Consider the following 18,636-nt stretch of genomic DNA (forward strand, 5'->3'; position numbering starts at 1 on the left):
CACGGATGAAGTTTGAACTTTATACAGCAGAAAGTGATGAAAGAACTGTTTATATCACAGGAAATTTCAACAATTGGAACCCGAAAGACTACAACTTTCAACTTACACAAAAAGACACCCAAAACTATTTTATCGAAATTGATGATGCCCTTTTGCCGGATATTGTAGAGTATAAATTTACAAAAGGAGGCTGGGAAAATGTAGAACTCGACAAGTACGGAAGCATTACTCCTAATAAAAAAGCTTCAAAAGCAGCAGGAAAAACATCGGACATTGTTGAGAAATGGCGATTAAACTGGGGACCTTTTAAAGATGAATATTTTCCGATTGCAGAAATTATTTCGGAGGAATTCTACATTCCGCAGTTAGACCGCTACAGAAAAATATGGGCGCTCCTACCCTATGATTATTATGTTTCCGATAAAAAATATCCTGTTCTGTATCTTCAGGATGCACAGAATTTATTTAATGAAGGAAGTGGCTACGGAAACTGGGAAATCGATAAAAAACTTTCCATTCTCTCAGAATACGGACGTGGAGATGTCATCATCATTGCAGTAGAACACGGAAGCGAAGAAAGGATTAAAGAATATATTTTTGATAACGACAATGTAGCGAATGGATCGGAAGGTAAAAAATACATCCGTTTCATTACAGATACTTTGAAACCTTATGTCGACCAGACTTACCGCACCAAAAGAGATCGTGACAACACCGGGATTGGAGGAAGTTCTCTCGGCGCACTCATAAGTATTTACAGCGGATTTCTTTATCCTGAAGTCTACTCAAAACTGTTAATATTTTCGCCATCACTTTGGGTGGAACCGAACAACAATTTCCCGATGATGAATTTCAGAGTTCCTTTTAAAACGAAAATCTATCTTTACGGAGGCGGTCAGGAAGGCTCAAAAATGGTAAAGAGAATCCATATTTTCGAGGAATATTTAAAACGTTGGGAGAAGAAGAATCTTTTCGATTTTGAATTCAGAACAAGCATCAATCCGGAAGGCACGCACAGTGAATTTTACTGGTCACAGGAATTCCCGAGAGCAATTGAATGGCTCTATTATAATAACACAGAAAACCCGGTGGAAGTAAAACCACATCAGGAAAGCATTAAAAATTAAATTATGAAATTAATCAACAAAAAAAATAAAAATTACACGCAGGTTTTTCATCTTTTCACAGAAGAAGAATGGACTAAAACCAGCAAAAATTTCAATAAAAACATTTCAACTTTCTTTACAGGTAAGAAACATGAAGTTTTCGTGAATGCCCATGAAGAAGGTATTACTTATTTTATAGGCTTAGGAAAATCTACTTTGCAGAATTTTGAAATTCAGCAGGTTGCCGTGAAGTTTTCCCAGACGCAGAAAGGAAAAGTACAGCCTGTCCCGACATTAGTTATAGCTGACTGTTTGAACGAGAGGCAGTTTGAAGAATTTGCAAAGGGTTTATTAATAGGAACTTACAACTATCCTTTCGAAAAAACGCATGCGTTCTGGAATGCTAAATTTGAGCTTCATTTTGAAAATTTAAGCCAGAAAAAATTAGACGCCATCAGTAAAAAAGCCGAAGCACTGAGCAACGGACAGACCGCCTGTCAGGAATGGCTGAACAAGCCCGCCAATCTCAAGAAACCGGATACTTTCAGTTTATATTTAAAAAATTTAGCTAAAAAATATGATTTAAAATATACTTCTTTTAACAGGAAAAAGTGTGAGGAACTTGGTTTGGGAGCTTATCTTTCCGTTAATCAGGGAAGTGCTTATGACGCAGCATTCACCATTATTGAATACAAAACTAATGTTAAAAATGCAGTCACTTTCGGCTTGGTCGGAAAATGTGTATTGTTTGACACAGGAGGAATTTCTCTGAAAAATCCCGACAATATGCATTATATGAAATCGGATATGGGCGGTGCAACAGCCGTTTTGGGAACGCTGATTTATGCCGCAGAAATGCAGCTTCCCGTAAATATAGTTGCTATTTTACCTATTACTGACAATGCTATTTCTGAAAATGCCTTTCTTCCGAGTGATGTTATTACGGCTTACAACGGAAAAACAATTGAGGTTCTCAATACCGATGCGGAAGGCAGAATGATTCTTGCCGACGGACTTTCCTATATGGCGAAAAACTTCAAAACTGACTTTCTGATCGATCTTGCCACGCTTACGGGAAGTTCCGTAAGAATGTTTGGCGATACGTGTGGCGCTCTTTTTTCCAACAATGAAGAATTGAAAAATCTTTTGATAAAAACCGGCGATAAAACCAATCAGAGACTTTGGAATTTACCGCTTTGGGATGTCTGGAAAGACGATATCCAGTCGGATGTGGCAGATATTAAGAATATTTCGATGAAACCTATCGGAGATTGCATTATTGCGGCTAAATTTTTAGAACAATTCATTGAAAACCATCCTAAATGGGCGCATCTTGATATTGCCGGAGTGGCGTTCGGAAATGTAGGTTATGCCAAAGAAAAGGCTGCAACGGGATTTGGAGTGCAATTATTAGCCGATTTAATCGAAAATTATCACTAAAAATTAGTTTATTACAAAAATTCTCTGTATAATTGAAATAGAATTTTCAAAAGCGCACAATATTTTAATTTTTAACATTAAATAATTAATAAAAAAACGTTTTTATTTTTGAAAGTTCATCAAAAGCTAAAAAACATTGTATGGAGGAGAAAACAATAGTATGTATTTCGTGCTATTACAAGGGTTATGATTTCATGGATGAAATGAAAAAACTCGGTAATAAAATAATTTTAGTAACATCCGAAAATCTTAAAGAAAAAAACTGGCCGTGGCATGCCATCGATGAGGTATTCTATATGCCTGAAGTAAAGCCTTCTGTCTGGAATCTGGATCATCTCGTGCAGGGATTTTCCCATCTGATGCAGACCAGAAAAGTACACGCCGTTATTGCTCTGGACGATTATGATGTGGAAAAAGCGGCGCTTATCCGCGAAACATTCAGAATTCCGGGGATGGGACAGACTACGCACCGCTATTTCAGGGATAAACTTGCCATGAGACAGAAAGCAAAGGATTCCGGAATTAATGTTCCTGAATTTACGGCAGTTTTTAATAATGATGAGGTTAATCATTTTGTAGATCAGGTTCCTGCACCGTGGGTTTTAAAGCCACGTTCCGAAGCCTCTGCTTCAGGAATTAAAAAACTGAATTCCAAAGAAGATCTCTGGAAGGCGCTTGATAATTTAGGTGAAGAACGTCACCTGTTTCTTCTGGAAAGCTTCAAACCGGGAGATGTTTATCATGTAGACAGTCTTACTTTTAACAAAGAAATCGTTTTCACTTCCGCTTCAAAATATTTGGCACCTCCGATGGAGGTTTCCCATGAAGGAGGTGTTTTCAGAACAAAAACGCTCGGAAGATATTCTGATGAATTTAAGGCTCTTGAAGAGGTAAATTCGAAAGTTTTATCAAATTTCGGGCTGATTAACGGAGCGACTCACACAGAATTTATACGCAGCAAAGACGACGGAAAATATTATTTTCTTGAAACGTCTTCAAGAGTGGGTGGAGCGCATATTCCGGATCTCGTGGAAGCATCAAGCAACATTAACATCTGGAGAGAATGGGCGAAAATTGAAGATGCTTTATTAAGAGGAAAAAATTATGAGGTTTCTAAACCTACAGGATATTATTCAGGGCTTATTGTCGCTTTAATTAAAGATAAAGAGCCGGATTACAATCAGTTTGAATGCGAAGAGGCGGTAAAATTCTTACCGATAGATTATCATGTCGGAATCGTTTACAAATCGAAAGATTCGGTAATCGTTCAGGAAAGATTAGACACGGCAGCAGAAAAAATTCATGCTGAATTACTGAATATTCTTCCGCCGAAAGATAAACCTATGTCATAATTTAAAAAGAGAAATTAACATCAAGAAATTATTGATTTTATAAGATTAAGTTTACCTAAAATCCTTTTTTAATCCCTAATTTAGAAATCATTAAATCAGGAGAATGGAAAGGCAGACCTTATTATCAATTTACTGATTAAACCCAAATACGAAAAAAAAATGCCACAGATAGAGCATACAGATTATTATTCACATATACTAGGAACTAGCCTTAAAGTGGAGGTTACAGGACATTACGGTTATCCGATCATCATGTTTCCGACTTCACAGGGACAATATACCCAAAACCATGATTTTCATCTTAACGGAAGCATCAATTGGTTTATAGAGCAGGGAAAAGTTAAACTTTACAATGTTCAGACCATAGACGGATGGAGTTTTTATGACAACAATATTTCTCCTCAGCAAAGGATTAAAAATTATGAAAAATATGTTCAGTTTCTGATTCAGGAATTTGTTCCTTATATTCAGAAAATTCATAAGACGCACCGAGTTGCGGTCGCGGGAGCAAGTTTCGGAGGATATCATGCTGCTAATTTTGCTTTCCGTTTTCCGGACGTTGTCTCGCATCTGTTCTGTCTGTCAGGAGCATTCAGCATCAGAAATTTTATGGACGGCTATTCCGATGAGCTGGTTTATTTCAACTGTCCGCGTGAATTTGTGAGAAATGATGAAGCATGGAAATACAAACATATGCATATTGTTTTAAGCACTTCGGATGAAGATATCTGCAAAGATAAAAACGTGGAAATGGCAGAAATTTTAGCTTCAAAAGGTATTGATTTCTGGTATGATGAAAGAAAGTGGATTAATCACGACTGGCCGCTTTGGAGAATGGTTTTCCCAACTTTTATCGGAACCTTTTTCTCTTAAAAATAATTTAAAATTTAACATTAAAATACAACATTAAAAAATACATTTATGGCAAAAAAAGTAGGAATTCTATTCGGTATGGAAGATACGTTTCCTTGGGCGTTTATTGATAAAGTTAACGAATTGGGAGGTGGAGAAATCATCGCAGAACCTGTACATATTGATAAACTTGAACAGGGTGCAGATTACGGATATGCTGTAATTATCGACAGAATTTCGCAGGATGTTCCTTTTTACAGAGCGTACCTGAAAAATGCAGCATTGAACGGAACCTATGTCATCAACAATCCTTTCTGGTGGAGCGCAGACGAAAAGTTTTTTAATAACGCTTTGATGACGAAACTGGGAATTCCGCTTCCGAAAACAGTTTTGCTTCCGTCTCACGAAAGACCGACAAACACTTCAGAAACCTCTTTCAGAAACCTGAAATTCCCTCACGACTGGGATTATATTTTCGATTATGTAGGTTTTCCTGCGTACATGAAACCGCATGACGGAGGCGGATGGAGAAATGTATACCGCGTGGAAAATCCGGAAGATCTTTGGACGAAATTAAGCGAAACCGAGCAACTGGTAATGATGGTGCAGGAAGAAATTATCTTTGACGATTATTACAGAGTATACTGTTTAGGTAAAAAATATGTTCATATCATGCCTTATGAGCCGAGAAATCCTCATCATCTGAGATATGCAACTACACATCAGACGCAGGGTGCAGAACTGGAGAAATTATTAAAAACAATTCACGACTACACCATCAAAATGAATGAAGCGCTTGGCTACGATTTCAACACGGTAGAATTCGCCATAAGAGATGGAATTCCTTATGCAATCGACTTCTGTAATCCAGCTCCAGATGCAGACAAAAATTCTGTAGGAGAAGAAAATTTTGCATGGATCGTAGAACACGCAGCCAAATTAGCGATCGAAAAAGCAAAAGAATATGTTCCGGGAAAACCCAACATCTCTTGGGGAACTTTCGTAAAAGATTCTGTAAAATAAGAATATCAACAAAAAGCACGAAAAAAAATGCATCAATTTACTATTGGAATCGAAGAAGAATATCAGATTATTGATGTTGAGAGCCGGGATCTGGTCTCTCATGTTTCGAAAATTATTGAAGGCGGAAAAGCTGTTTTAAGTGAAAATTTAAAGCATGAAATGCATGAATCCATGATTGAAATGGAGACAGGCATCTGCCAGAATATTCAGGAGGCAAAAGCCGAATTAACGAATTTAAGAAGACATCTTATAAAAACCGCCCATGAACAGGGACTGAGAGTTTCCGGCGGTGGAACGCACCCTTTCTCCAACTGGGAACACAACACCATTACAAACGGAGAGCGTTACATTAAAATTGTAGACGACATGGGTGATGTGGCGAGAGGAAATTTAATTTTCGGGCTTCACGTCCATATCGGAATCCCTAACCGTGAAGAAGGCGTAAGAATACAGAATGTGATGAGGTATTTCCTTCCGCACGTTTATGCACTATCAACGAATTCTCCTTTCTGGATCGGAAGAAATACAGGTTTTAAATCTTACCGACAGGAAATTTTTGTAAAATTCCCAAGAACCGGAATTCCGAGTTTTTTCAATTCTTTAGCTGAATTTGACAGTTATGTAGACCTTTTGGTAAAGACGGGAACCATTGATAATGCTAAAAAAATATGGTGGGATCTCAGAGTTCACCCGTTCTACCCTACAATCGAATTCAGAATCTGCGATATGCCGATGAGAATTGATGAAACCGTTTGTCTGGCTGCCATAATGCAGGCTTTGGTTGCAAAAATCTACAAACTTCATCAGCAGAATTTAAGTTTCAGAAGCTACAGAAGATTATTGCTAAATGAAAACAAATGGCGCGCTTCCAAGAGTGGAATTGAAGCTCATCTGATTGATTTCGGAAAAGAAGAATCTGTGCCTTATCCTGATCTCTTAAAGGAACTTCTTGAGTTTATTGATGATGTGGTGGACGAATTAGGATGCAGAAAAGAGGTGGAATACGCATGGACCATTCTTGAAAACGGAACAGGAGCAGACCGACAGCTTAAAGTCTTCAATGAAACCGGAGACCTTACCAAAGTTGTGGATTATATGATCTCAGAAACTGAGTACGGCATCACACACGGAGAAACCGCTTCATAATTTTTTTGGTAACTTTGTAAAAAATATGAAGTCGTATGAATGATATTCGAATTGCTTTGCTGGACATGAACAATAATCATGTGAATCAGGGTTTTAAAAATATTAAAGAAATTTCTGAAGCATTTAAGCTAAGCTGTGCTCAGGAAAACGTAAGCATTGAAACATTCGATGTGAGATTTAAAAATGAAATGCCCAATGTAGAGGATTTCGATATTTTTATTTCTTCGGGAGGTCCGGGAGATCCGCACAGAGAAGGTCTTGAATGGGAAGATAAATTTGCTCAGTTTCTGGATAATGTTTTTGAACATAACCAGTACAGCGACGACAAAAAATATCTGTTCCTCATCTGTCATTCTTTTCAGTTGGCAAGTATCCACTGGAAACTTGGAAATATCTGCAAAAGGAAATCGTATTCTTTCGGAGTAATGCCGGTTCATAAAACCGAGGAAGGAGAACAGGAATTTTTATTCAAAAACCTTCCCGATCCTTTCTATGCAGTAGATTCCAGAGCGTATCAGTTTATCGAGCCGGATCATGACCGTTTTGAGGAGCTGGGTATGAAAATCGTGGCTATTGAAAAATTCCGCCCACACATCAATCTGGAAAGAGCGGTGATGGCAATCCGTTTTTCGGAGGAAATATTCGGAACACAGTTTCATCCGGAAGCCAATCCTGCAGGCATGATTGAAAATCTGAAAGATGAAAAGAACAAGCAGGCGATGATCGAAAATTTCGGAATGGAAAAGTATCTTGAAACCGTGGACAGAATGGATGATGAAGATAAAATTATCCTTACTCAAGCTCAGATTCTGCCGAGATTCTTACAGTTTGCAAAAAAAAACGTTTTGAAGCAGGCAGAAGCAATGGCTTAAATTTTTAATAAAACGAAAATATCAATACAAAAATCGGACACAGAAACTGTCCGATTTTTTAAATCACAAAAAGAAAAAGAATTATGATTCCAAAATACAGAAAGCAATTTAATCAGGAATTTTCTAAGGAAAAATACAATCAGTTTAAAGAAATTTTAGAACAGAAAAGTGGTCTGGAAACCGGATTCAGAATTTCCGAAAGTCCTTTATTTTTAACAAAAGAATTTGAATCTAAACTCATTGATGCCAGCGAAAGCATCATTACACAGATTAAAAATCTTCCTGAAGAAACTTTACAAAAAGCGATTCCTGATAACTGCAGAGTTCCCAATGACACGAAGCAACCTCACTTTTTCACCATAGATTTCGGGATCTGCAAGAGTGAAAACGGCGAGATTGAACCTCAGTTGATCGAACTTCAGGCTTTCCCTTCTTTGTATGCATTTCAGAAAGTTTTTGAGCAGACATTCTGTGATGTCTACCCTTTTCTTTCGGAGCTGCAAAATAAAATGCCTCATGATGATTTTAAAAATTACATGAAGGATTTACTTCTGGGTGATGAAAATCCTGAAAATGTAATTCTTCTTGAAATTTATCCTGAAAAGCAAAAAACTGCCATTGATTTTGTTCTGACTGAAAAATTACTGGGAATAAAAACGGTTTGTTTAACCAAAGTGAAAAAAGAAGGAAGAAAACTATTCTACGAAAACGATGGAAAATTAACAGAGATCAGAAGAATTTATAACCGTGTTATTTTTGACGAATTAGACAGAATTCCGGATCTGAAAACTGAATTTGATTTCCGTGAAGATGTTGATGTAACCTGGGTGACGCATCCGAACTGGTTTTTTAAAATTTCTAAATTCCTCCTTCCGCTTTTACAGCATCAGTTTGTTCCGAAAAGCTATTTCCTGCATGAATTTCCGGAAAGTGAAAACCTTGAAAATTTCGTTTTAAAACCTTTATTTTCTTTTGCAGGAAGCGGAGTCAATCTAAATCCGACAAAGGAAATTACTGATGCTATTGAGGATAAAGAAAACTATATTTTGCAGAGAAAAGTAACTTATGAGCCTATTTTCGAAGATATCAACGGTGAATTTTCAAAAGCAGAGATCAGATTACTGTATATCTGGCGCGAAAATGACGAACGACCTATTCTACTGGAAAATCTGGGCAGAATGACTAAAGCAGCCATGGTAAATGTAGATTTCAATAAAAAGGATGCGATCTGGATCGGAAGTTCAAATGCGTTTTTTGCGGAGGAATAAATTAATACAAATAAGCAATGGAAGAAAATTCAGCTTTTGAAGAGTTTGAAATACAGGGTAATATACGAAGAAGAAGTTTGTTGCCACTCTGGATCAAAATATTTTTATGGTTCTTTCTGATCGGGGGTTCTTTTGCCGTGATCTTTTTAATGATTGCTCCTTTTTTAAGTAATATAAGCCTATCGCTTTACGGCATCAATGCCAGTCATCCTTATACTTTACCCGGAATAATTGTAACATTACTGTTAATATTCAAAGGAGTTGTTGCGTACGGACTTTGGTTTGAACAGAAATGGGCTCCACAGGCCGCAATTATTGACGCCATTATTGGCATTGGAATATGTATTATCATGATGGTAGTTATTCCTTTTACGTCTCCTAATATAGGTTTTAGCCTAAGATTAGAGTTGATCCCGTTATATTTTTATCTGGTTAAAATGCAGAATATAAAATCGACATGGGAAAATAGATAATAAAAAAAGCTTCGAACATTCGAAGCTTTTTTATTTGGTTTCGGCGGCATCTTCGATGCCGCCGAAACTTTTAAACTGTATTTACATTATATTTTATCATCTTCAAGCAATTCTCTTGCCTGATATTCCTGTACAAGATCAATTGCATTCGAAATCACATCACTTAAAGCGGTAATGAACGTTCCTTCTTCGGCCATTCCCATGGCATGTTTTAAGGCGTCAATTTCTTTAGGAATCGTTTCATAGCTTATATTTTTTCCTGAACTCTGCATTCCTTCAATAATCAATCCGTTAATTTCATCTTCCGTTCTTCCGCGAAGATGCTTTTCGTTTCGGATGATGATGTGGTCAAACATTCTTCCGGCAATTTTTCCGCATTCTCTGATATCGTTGTCTCTTCTGTCTCCGACTCCCGAAATAATGCCTATTTTTTTTGTAGCTTCTACATTTTTAAGATAATCTTCAATTGCTTCGTAACCTGCCGGATTGTGGGCAAAATCAATTAAAACTTTAAAATTTTTAAATTTAAAAACATTAAGTCTTCCCGGAGTGAGCTGTGCACTCGGAATAAAAGTTCGTAAAGAATTTGATATATCTTCAATTCCGAATCCGTAGAGATAAGAAGCTAAACTCGCTGCCAAAACATTCTCGATCATGAATTTAGCCTTCCCTTCCATTGTGATCGGGAAATCTTTTGCCTTTCCGATCCTGATCTTCCAGTCTCCTTTTTTAATCGTTACAAATCCTTCTTCATACACGCAGGTAATCTTTCCTTCTTTTGCAAATTTCCTGATGTGCGGATTGTTCTCGTCCATACTGAAAATAGCTACATTGGAATGAAGATCATTCACGATTCTCATGGAATATTCGTCATCGGCATTCATCACACTCCATCCGTTTTTCTTTACGCTGTCCAACACTACCCTTTTTACCCGGGTAAGATCTTTCAGGTTATGAATATCGTTCATTCCCAAATGATCTTCCTTGATATTGGTTAAAACACCGATATCGCACTGAGAAAATCCTAAACCGGAACGTAAAATTCCGCCTCTTGCTGTTTCCAGAACGGCAAATTCAACCGTAGGATCTTTCAGGATAAATTCAGCGGAAAGAGGTCCTGTTGTATCTCCTTTCGTTAACATCGTGTTTTGAATATAAATTCCGTCCGATGTGGTGAAACCTACTCTGTAACCGTTGCTTTTAACAATATGCGAAATTAGTCTTGTTGTGGTTGTTTTACCATTGGTTCCCGTTACCGCAATAATCGGAATGGTAAAAGGTTTTCCCTGCGGATACAGCATATCTACGACGGGAGCCGCAACGTTTCTCGGCAATCCTTCACTTGGAGCCAAATGCATCCTGAATCCCGGAGCTGCGTTCACTTCAATGATGGCACCGCCGCTTTCTTTTAAAGGCTGGGTTAAATTTTCAGCCATAATATCAATTCCGCAGACATCAAGACCAATGATTTTTGAAATCCTTTCAGCCATGGTAATGTTTTCCGGATGCACCATATCGGTAACATCTATGGAGGTTCCTCCTGTAGAAAGATTGGCAGTTGATTTCAGATAAACGATTTCTCCTTTCTGCGGAACCGTTTCCAGAGTGTACTGAAGCTTTTCAAGAAGTTCAGTCGTATCTTTATCGATCAGGATTTCAGTTAACACATTTTCGTGTCCGTATCCTCTTCTCGGATCTTTATTTTCTTTATCAATTAATTGCTGAAGGTTCAGTTCGCCATCTCCCATAACGTGGGCAGGAACTCTTCTTGCGGCTGCAACCATTTTATTGTTGATGACCAAAACCCTGAAATCGTATCCTGTAATGTATTTCTCAACAATTACTTTTCTTGAGTATTTCTGAGCGTGTTCCAGACCTATTTTCGCCGATTCCCAGTCGTTTACATTAATTGAAGAGCCTTTTCCGTGGTTTCCGTCCAGTGGTTTGATAACGACAGGATAGCCAATTTTTCTAATGACACTGTTCAGTCCTTCTTCATCAACCACCAAATCTCCTATAGGAACCGGAATTGCCGCATCATGGAGCATTTTTTTGGTTAATTCTTTATTACAGGCAATATCTACCGCAATTGAGCTCGTATTTCCTGTAATGGTTGCCTGAAATCTCTGTTGATTCACACCATACCCCAACTGAACCAAAGAGTTGGTTCCCAGACGAATCCATGGAATTCTTCGGGAAACGGCTTCTTCCACGATACTTCCTGTAGAAGGACCGAGACGCACTCTTTCCCTTATTTCTTTTAGTTTTTTTATACAGGCATTCAAGTCGTACTCCTCCCCTTTTATTAAAGCTTCAGCAATTTTCACCGACTCTTCGGCTGCGTAAATTCCTGCATTTTCTTCGATATAGTTGAATACGACATTATACACTCCCGGAGTTTTTGTTTCACGCGTTCTTCCGAAACCGACGTCCATTCCGGCTAAAGTCTGGATTTCCAAAGCGATATGCTCAATAACGTGTCCCATCCATGTTCCTGTTTCGATACGGTGAAAAAAACCGCCTTCTACACCTTCGGAACATCTGTGAGAGAACAAAGAGGGAATCAGTTTTTCTATTCTTTCTCTGAAGCCGTCAATTTTATTGGTTGGGAAATTCTCCATTTCTTCGAGATCCAATCTCATCTGTATCAGTTTCTTTCTTCTGATGCTCCAAATGTTTGGTCCTCGTAACGCCTGTATCTTCTCAATTTTCATAGTCTATTTGCATTTTTTTAATAGTTAACAATAACTCCATTTATTCAAAGATAATGTAAAACCCGAAACGAAACTATACCACAGTTAAACATTTATTAAAAAATGAATAAAAAATATTAAAATCTCAATACAATTAAAAAGAATTTAGAGATTTTTAAAAGTTAGTTGCAAATAGTAGGTAGTATAATTGTGCTTTAACATAATTATAATCCTTCATCTCTTTTTGTTTTCCACCATTGTCTAAGTTCTATTATTTTAGGTTCTCCGATGTTTATTAATCCTTTTCCAGAATCTAGTTTTTTGATTTCCGTTTCAAGTTTGTATTTACTGCTTGGTGTTCCTACAAAATTACTGATTGCCTTATAATCTTTGTTTTGAACATTCAAGCAAATTGGTAATTTAACTTGTGAAGCAAAATCAAAATCTTTTGTTTTATAATCTTCAACTCCTTGAGATAACATAACAACAATAACTCCTTTTGATCTTAAAAGTCTCAGTAAATCTTCAAGTGCTTTTCTTGCGTTTTTATTTTTTAGATAAATATGAGCTTCATCAATTACGATTACATATCTAACTGGGAAAATATGCTCTTTCGGTTCGCAGTCATTTGTAGAAGTAAAATATGAATTAAAATATCTGAGCAAAAGGAATACAACTAACTGACGTAATGTGTCAGAAAGAGCTGGTGGTAAATTCAAATATAGACTTTTGCTTAAAACATCAGGATTATTTGGATCACAATTAAAAATGTTAGTAGATAAATCTCTTATTACTGAGTACAAAGTATCTTGTCTAATTCCGTTTTCTTCATAGTAACTTTCTAAATCTACAAATAATTCAGCGATAGTTGGATAGTAACCATTTTTCCTGTCAAGTAAATCATTAATTAAGCTTATCAAAATATTTTCTTGGCTAACACCCATTCTTGGAACGAATGTAGAAATAGTATCTACAAATGCACGAATACTAAAAGGTCTTTGTCTTTCATCTAAATTTATAGATAAGAAAGGATTAAAGTCAACTCCGCCATCATTGACAATATCGACAAATTCAGCTTTTGTTACTTCTAAAAATGGTTTTAGTTGCTCTGGATTTCCTTCTCCTTTATAATCAAAAAATATAAATTTCAATTCATTGTTTGAGTTTTTAGAAATTTGATAAAGAATGTCTTTTATTAGTTGAGTTTTTCCCGAACCAGCCATTCCCGCAATTGCAATATTTCTATTGTCAAATTCTCGAAGATCATTAATTTTAATTACAAGTGGTTCATCATTTTCTGATTTCCCAATTTCAAATGATAACAATTCTTGAAACTCTTTAACTTCTGATTTTTTAACATTATTAGAAATATGAGTTGTATTTGATCTTAAAGTCAATCCCTTTTTTATTGGTTTTAATAGAATATCTATATGATTCCCTTTCGTAATTTCTCCATTTTCTACATTTTCATTCCACATCTTTAAACCGTGATTAAGATGAAGTTTAAAAAGTTTTACAAACTCATCTTCAAAAGTATTTTTACTATAATGTTGATCCAATATTGATTTGTATATAATAACATTTGATGTATCATTGATGAGTGTTCCAAAAAGAGCTTTATCGTCCCTAAATTCTTTTCCATCAGATTTCGGAATATTTTCATTTTCTAAATCAAAATATTTGCCTGTTTGCAAGCTTAATGCAAATGCAATACGAGGAGCAATTCCCTCATTTTTGAAGCCATATAAACTTTTTAGATTATACAGAATTTCATCGTTTTCTTTACTTAATGTTATTCTCATAATTGTGGAAATAGCCGTTTGTTAAATTAGTATTTGCTCCATCATTTACCAAAAGATATGACTTCGCTATATTTTCTGAAATATCTCTAAATCGTTTAGGTGTAATCTCGCTATTGGTTGAAAAAAGTACCACTTGTTCTGATAAAGCAGGATAGTATTTTTTAGTAATACTGTCTCTGTGTTCTTCATCAAGTCTTCCTAATGGTGTATCAATGAAAATTGGTAAACTTTGAATGGATTCATTCAGGATAGCTTTAATTAAACACGAAATGTAAATTTGCTTTTCTCCTGATGATAAACTTTCTTTTCTGATTTCGTTATCGTCTTGGTCAAGTAAAGTAATTTTCATTCCTTGTCCGGAAGCCAAAATTGTAACTTTGACATCTTCAATAAACTTGCTGTTGTTTTCTTCGCTTGAAAGTTTGTGCATCAATGTTTTTAATTCTATAAGAATTGTTTTTTCTAAACTGTCTTTATGTCTGTTCTTTTGTTCTTCTAAAAAAGTATTGAGTGTGTCAATATATTTTTCAGTTTCTTTGATTTTTAATTTGTTTTGAGCGTTAATTTCAACTTTACTTCTAAGTGTTACAAGTTCTTGATTAAATCTAGTTATATCTTTCTTTATTTTATTTATTTGTTGAGTATTTTCACCAATTTTTCTATTGTACTCAGTAGTTTTGTTTTCGGCAGTTTCTTTTTTAGCCAAATAATCTAAAACTATATCATCAACTAAATCTGCATCTACTTTATTAAGGATTTTCATTAATTCAGATTTTCTTGAATTAATGAAATTAAATTCCTCAATAGTACTTTGAAATAAGTCGCTCGATTGAGAATGAACAAGATTAATTGCGTCAGAAATTAAATTCTTTTCAGCGTTATTCAAATCGTGTTCAAATTCCAATTCTTGATAATCACTTTCGGTATTATACAATTCACTTCCTAAACGTTTTGCTTTTTCGTAATAGAAACTTTTGTCCCTGAAAGACATTGTTGAATTTTCAGGATCAGGAGGTCTATTGAAAAGTAATTCAATGAAGTTTTCTATTTTTTCAGAATTCTCTATTGATGATTTTTGAGAAATTTCGTTTGCTTCTTGAATATAAATATGCTTTTTTACTTCTTCAAGTTTTCCAGCCAAAATTGTTAAAGGAATAGTTTCGCTTAATTGAGTAAATCTTTCATTAAGCTCTATTTCCTTTGATTTTAATTTATCAATTTCAGTAACTATGCTTTCTCTGTCAAAATTAGAACTACCTTGTTTGCTGTTTTGTGAAATTAAGCTGTCAAATTTTCTAATTTCTTTTTTTAGATCATCTATTTCTTTGAGCTTTTCAGCATTTTCTTCTTCAAGTTTTTCAATTTCCAAATTTGATAACTCAATAGCTTTTTCTTTATCAATTATTTGCTCTTGAAGATTTCTTGTTGCTCCTTCCTTTTTTAAAGTATTAATATAAAACTCAAAATCATCAATTAGTATTTCGTAACTATCTAATCCTAATATTTTTCCAAGTGCATCATTTATAAAACTTCCTTCTTCTTTTATTGATAAATTGGCTATTTCAGCAATTTTTTCTGCATCAAAAAACACAAACTTTGCTGCATCTATTGGAATAATGTAATCGTTGATAAAGTTAAACTTGTCTTCTTCATTATCAAATATTTCTATATTTGATATCGGGTCGACAATGGAAAGTTTTTCTTCCGTTGTTGATGTATTTCTTGACCGAATTATCAATACTTTATCTGCACTTGGTGATAGTTTAGAGATTTCGGATAATTCGATTTCTTCAACCAAAATACTAACTGAAAAAGTATCAATTCCTTCTTTTTGTGCAGACCAGTTTATTGATTGTTGCATAAACGAAGAATAGTTTTTCTCTTTCTGAATTTCTTTCTTGAAATTGTCATCTATTTGAGAAATTTTCTCTCCATACAAACACCAAACAATTGATAGTAAAAAATTCGTTTTACCATATCCGTTTTTACCACCAATTACTACAATATTCTTTTCGTCATTAGTAAATAAATCAAAATCAACAGTTTGATAATACTGTCTGAAATTGTTGATTTTTATATTGGAAAATTTCATTTTATAGCTTTTTCGATTACATCAACAATTTTTTGCTGATGGTAGTTTATACGTTTTATTTTTTTGGCTTTGACAGAATCTAACAAAGATTCTAAAGATTTGTAATCTACTCCTTTGGTAGAACAAATCTCCTTTAGTCTTTCATTTTGATATACTTTGTTATCTTTTATTTTCATAAACTTAGATTTTTAAATATTTGACATACTTTTGAAAAATAAGATTTTTCATGATTATCCAGCTCATCATTATCATATAATTTTCTTTGTTTGTAAAAGAATTGATAAAGGTTTTCTTCTCCTTGCTTGTTTGCATCTGGTAATCTTTGCTTATCTTTAATGAATTCAAGAAGCTCATCATATTTCTCTGTTGAGTTTAATCTTCTTCTACCATTTATTAGAGGAAATTTTTCAAAAACTTCAATAATTAGTTTACTTTTTTGTTCGTCTAAATCTCTTATTCTTATTTTTCTTTTTTGAACATTAAGCCACCTATAAAGCCTAATTTCTTCTTCTGGAACTCCATTAGAAAAAGGTAATCTATTTTCAAGTAAAAGAAATTTTTGTAAATCTTCATATCTCTCTTCCCAAGAATTTCGATCAATAATATCAGAGTTTTTTAGTATTTCAAAATCTTCAGAATAATTTTTCTTCTTTAGTCCAACATAAGAATTTTTAAAGAAACTATAGGTTTCAGATTCATCTATTCTAAGGTTATAGTAGATGCTTTTTTCATTGGAATTTGGTCTGTATTTTAATACATGTTCTGTGATTTCTGAAATGTGTTTTGGATTATCAGATTGCTCAAGTAATTCAGTTGAAATACTTCTTATAGTTCCTCCTCTAAAATCCTCTATTTCATTTTCCCATTTTTTTAAGCCAAAAACACTTGTTCTGCCAATCGGTACAAATCCGTCTTTCCTTTTCATTGAAGCACGAACTTTCTTCTCGTCTGTTTCGTAGTTAGGATGTAGCTCCTTTATTTTTTTTGTAATTTCTTCAACTTTAGAAGGTTTTCCGAGATTTTCAAGTGCTTCACAAGAATATTCAAATGCTTGTTTGATTGTGTTTTTTTTGAAAATTATATTATCATCTACATCAAGATATAAAGCAAATTCATCATTGATTATTTTTTCGGCAACAGGAAATGCTGGTTCAATTACTTCTATATCTAAATCATCTATAAATCTCGACAAATAACTTTTTAAATTGAAAGAATAAGTCTCCTCAATTCTATCGTTTAATCTTCTGTCTATATCATTAGCAAATGATATGAAATCAATTTTAGAAAGCTTTTTATTGAATATGTAAAAATTATTCCAGTTATGTCGATTTTTGTTGTTGAAGTATTTAGGCTGCAAAATATCTTCGATATTGCCAATTATTGAAAAATTGTCATTTAAATAAACCGCAAGTATGTAGGAAATAAATTCTTTTGAAAAATTGGTTTTATTTCGTATATTAATTTGACTTACCAGATTTTCCTTTACTTCGATTATATCTAAAGATAAATCAATACCATAATTTTGAAATAAATCATCATTGAAATTTTTAATAAATGATAACTTTTCAAATAATTCATTAATACAATCTTTTCGTATTTGTCTAACACGCTCTCTTGATAAATTATTTTTTATTGCAATTTCTTCAAGAGTTCGATCTTCTGTATTATTATAAATTTTTAATGCCTGCTGAATTATTGAATTATGATTTTTGTTAAAAAATGCATTATTTTCAAATAGAAAATCTGTTAATTGAAAAATAGATTCAGATTGTAAAATTTCAATTGGAATTTTGGAGATAGAAAATGTCTGACGAATTAAAAAACTATTTTTTAAGGTTATTAATTGATGTTCATCATTAGCTTCTTTAACACTTATTATAAAGTCATTTACGATTGAAATATAAACTTCCAGCTCCAGAATAGACTTTTTTCCTACGTTATCAATCGAAGCAAGAATAAATTTTTTGTTTAATAAGATTTTTTCGGCAAAATTTCTCACACTAAAATTACCGTTTAGGAATTGAGAAATAGCATTTTTACTTCTTACAGAAAGACTATTAGTATTTACAAGAATAAAACTATTAATAACCTCTCTTTGGATTCTGCTCAAACTTACAATAGTCTCTTCTAATGTATTTTCATTTGCTTTTTCAATCGTATTATTTATGATATTTGTTTCGTATTTCCTGCATAAATCAATTAACTCTCGATTAGATCTGCGTCCACAATTACGAAGCGTTTCAAATGAGTGATTTCTAAAATAGTAATCTATTAATTTATCAAGAGATTCAAGACTATTGTATTTACAAATATTATACGAGCGGACACTTATTTCATTATTTTTATAAATTTCGTCTATTGTCATTTTGCAGCATAATTGATTATCAAGTATAAGAAGTATTTTTAAGATTAAAATACGGCTTTCCATATTTTAGTCTTAAAAATACTTGCATTCCGACATTGTTTTAGCTTTAGTAAGAAAATTATCTAATCTTTTGATTAATTGGATTAGTCTAT

The 18,636-nt window shown here is 34.1% G+C and carries 14 protein-coding genes; 9 read left to right on the forward strand and 5 right to left on the reverse strand.

The features are described from left to right. Positions 1–5: 5 nt before the first annotated feature. The 9 genes from PFY09_RS03385 to PFY09_RS03425 all read left to right on the forward strand — a co-directional run bounded on the left by PFY09_RS03385 (position 6) and on the right by PFY09_RS03425 (position 9,532). Positions 6–1,127: an alpha/beta hydrolase gene (locus tag PFY09_RS03385; protein ID WP_076390031.1), complete on the forward strand. Its 1,122-nt coding sequence runs from the start codon at positions 6–8 to the stop codon at positions 1,125–1,127. Positions 1,128–1,130: 3 nt separating this feature from the next. Continuing rightward, the gene (locus tag PFY09_RS03390) at positions 1,131–2,546 is read left to right on the forward strand and encodes a M17 family metallopeptidase (RefSeq protein WP_271161404.1); all 1,416 of its coding nucleotides are present in this window, start codon (positions 1,131–1,133) and stop codon (positions 2,544–2,546) included. A 140-nt stretch (positions 2,547–2,686) separates the two neighbouring features. Continuing rightward, positions 2,687–3,898: an ATP-grasp domain-containing protein gene (locus PFY09_RS03395; protein WP_268054151.1), complete on the forward strand. Its 1,212-nt coding sequence runs from the start codon at positions 2,687–2,689 to the stop codon at positions 3,896–3,898. A gap of 159 nt (positions 3,899–4,057) precedes the next feature. Beyond that, on the forward strand, positions 4,058–4,771 hold the full coding sequence (locus PFY09_RS03400) for an alpha/beta hydrolase-fold protein (protein WP_076390028.1): 714 nt from the start codon (positions 4,058–4,060) through the stop codon (positions 4,769–4,771). Positions 4,772–4,819: 48 nt separating this feature from the next. After that, positions 4,820–5,773 (forward strand): ATP-grasp domain-containing protein, encoded by a 954-nt coding sequence (locus PFY09_RS03405; protein ID WP_076390026.1) that lies wholly within the window; start codon positions 4,820–4,822, stop codon positions 5,771–5,773. A 27-nt stretch (positions 5,774–5,800) separates the two neighbouring features. Next, positions 5,801–6,919 (forward strand): carboxylate-amine ligase, encoded by a 1,119-nt coding sequence (locus tag PFY09_RS03410; RefSeq protein ID WP_076390024.1) that lies wholly within the window; start codon positions 5,801–5,803, stop codon positions 6,917–6,919. 35 nt (positions 6,920–6,954) lie between these two features. Continuing rightward, complete coding sequence (locus tag PFY09_RS03415) at positions 6,955–7,791, forward strand: type 1 glutamine amidotransferase (protein WP_116547673.1); 837 nt, start codon at positions 6,955–6,957, stop codon at positions 7,789–7,791. A gap of 83 nt (positions 7,792–7,874) precedes the next feature. Next, positions 7,875–9,059, forward strand: a complete 1,185-nt coding sequence (locus PFY09_RS03420; protein WP_271161405.1) for a hypothetical protein — start codon at positions 7,875–7,877, stop codon at positions 9,057–9,059. Positions 9,060–9,076: 17 nt separating this feature from the next. Further along, the gene (locus tag PFY09_RS03425; protein WP_271161406.1) at positions 9,077–9,532 is read left to right on the forward strand and encodes a hypothetical protein; all 456 of its coding nucleotides are present in this window, start codon (positions 9,077–9,079) and stop codon (positions 9,530–9,532) included. 86 nt (positions 9,533–9,618) lie between these two features. Here PFY09_RS03425 and cphA read toward each other — a convergent pair whose 3' ends face one another. From cphA to PFY09_RS03450, 5 genes are all read right to left on the reverse strand, one after another. Then, the gene (cphA, locus tag PFY09_RS03430; RefSeq protein ID WP_108411440.1) at positions 9,619–12,246 is read right to left on the reverse strand and encodes a cyanophycin synthetase; all 2,628 of its coding nucleotides are present in this window, start codon (positions 12,244–12,246) and stop codon (positions 9,619–9,621) included. Between the two features lie 203 nt (positions 12,247–12,449). After that, positions 12,450–14,027, reverse strand: a complete 1,578-nt coding sequence (locus tag PFY09_RS03435) for a DndE family protein (RefSeq protein ID WP_116547897.1) — start codon at positions 14,025–14,027, stop codon at positions 12,450–12,452. Next, entirely contained in the window at positions 14,008–16,119 is a 2,112-nt protein-coding gene (dndD, locus tag PFY09_RS03440) for a DNA sulfur modification protein DndD (protein WP_271161407.1), read from the reverse strand. The genes PFY09_RS03435 and dndD overlap by 20 nt, the downstream gene beginning before the upstream one ends. Continuing rightward, complete coding sequence (locus PFY09_RS03445) at positions 16,116–16,295, reverse strand: DNA modification system-associated small protein (RefSeq protein WP_271161408.1); 180 nt, start codon at positions 16,293–16,295, stop codon at positions 16,116–16,118. Before PFY09_RS03445 ends, dndD begins: the two co-directional genes overlap by 4 nt. Continuing rightward, the gene (locus tag PFY09_RS03450) at positions 16,292–18,484 is read right to left on the reverse strand and encodes a helicase associated domain-containing protein (protein WP_271161409.1); all 2,193 of its coding nucleotides are present in this window, start codon (positions 18,482–18,484) and stop codon (positions 16,292–16,294) included. The genes PFY09_RS03445 and PFY09_RS03450 overlap by 4 nt, the downstream gene beginning before the upstream one ends. Positions 18,485–18,636: the final 152 nt, after the last annotated feature.

Origin of the sequence: Chryseobacterium gambrini, assembly GCF_027920505.1 — a bacterium.
Taxonomy (GTDB): Bacteria; Bacteroidota; Bacteroidia; order Flavobacteriales; family Weeksellaceae; genus Chryseobacterium; species Chryseobacterium gambrini.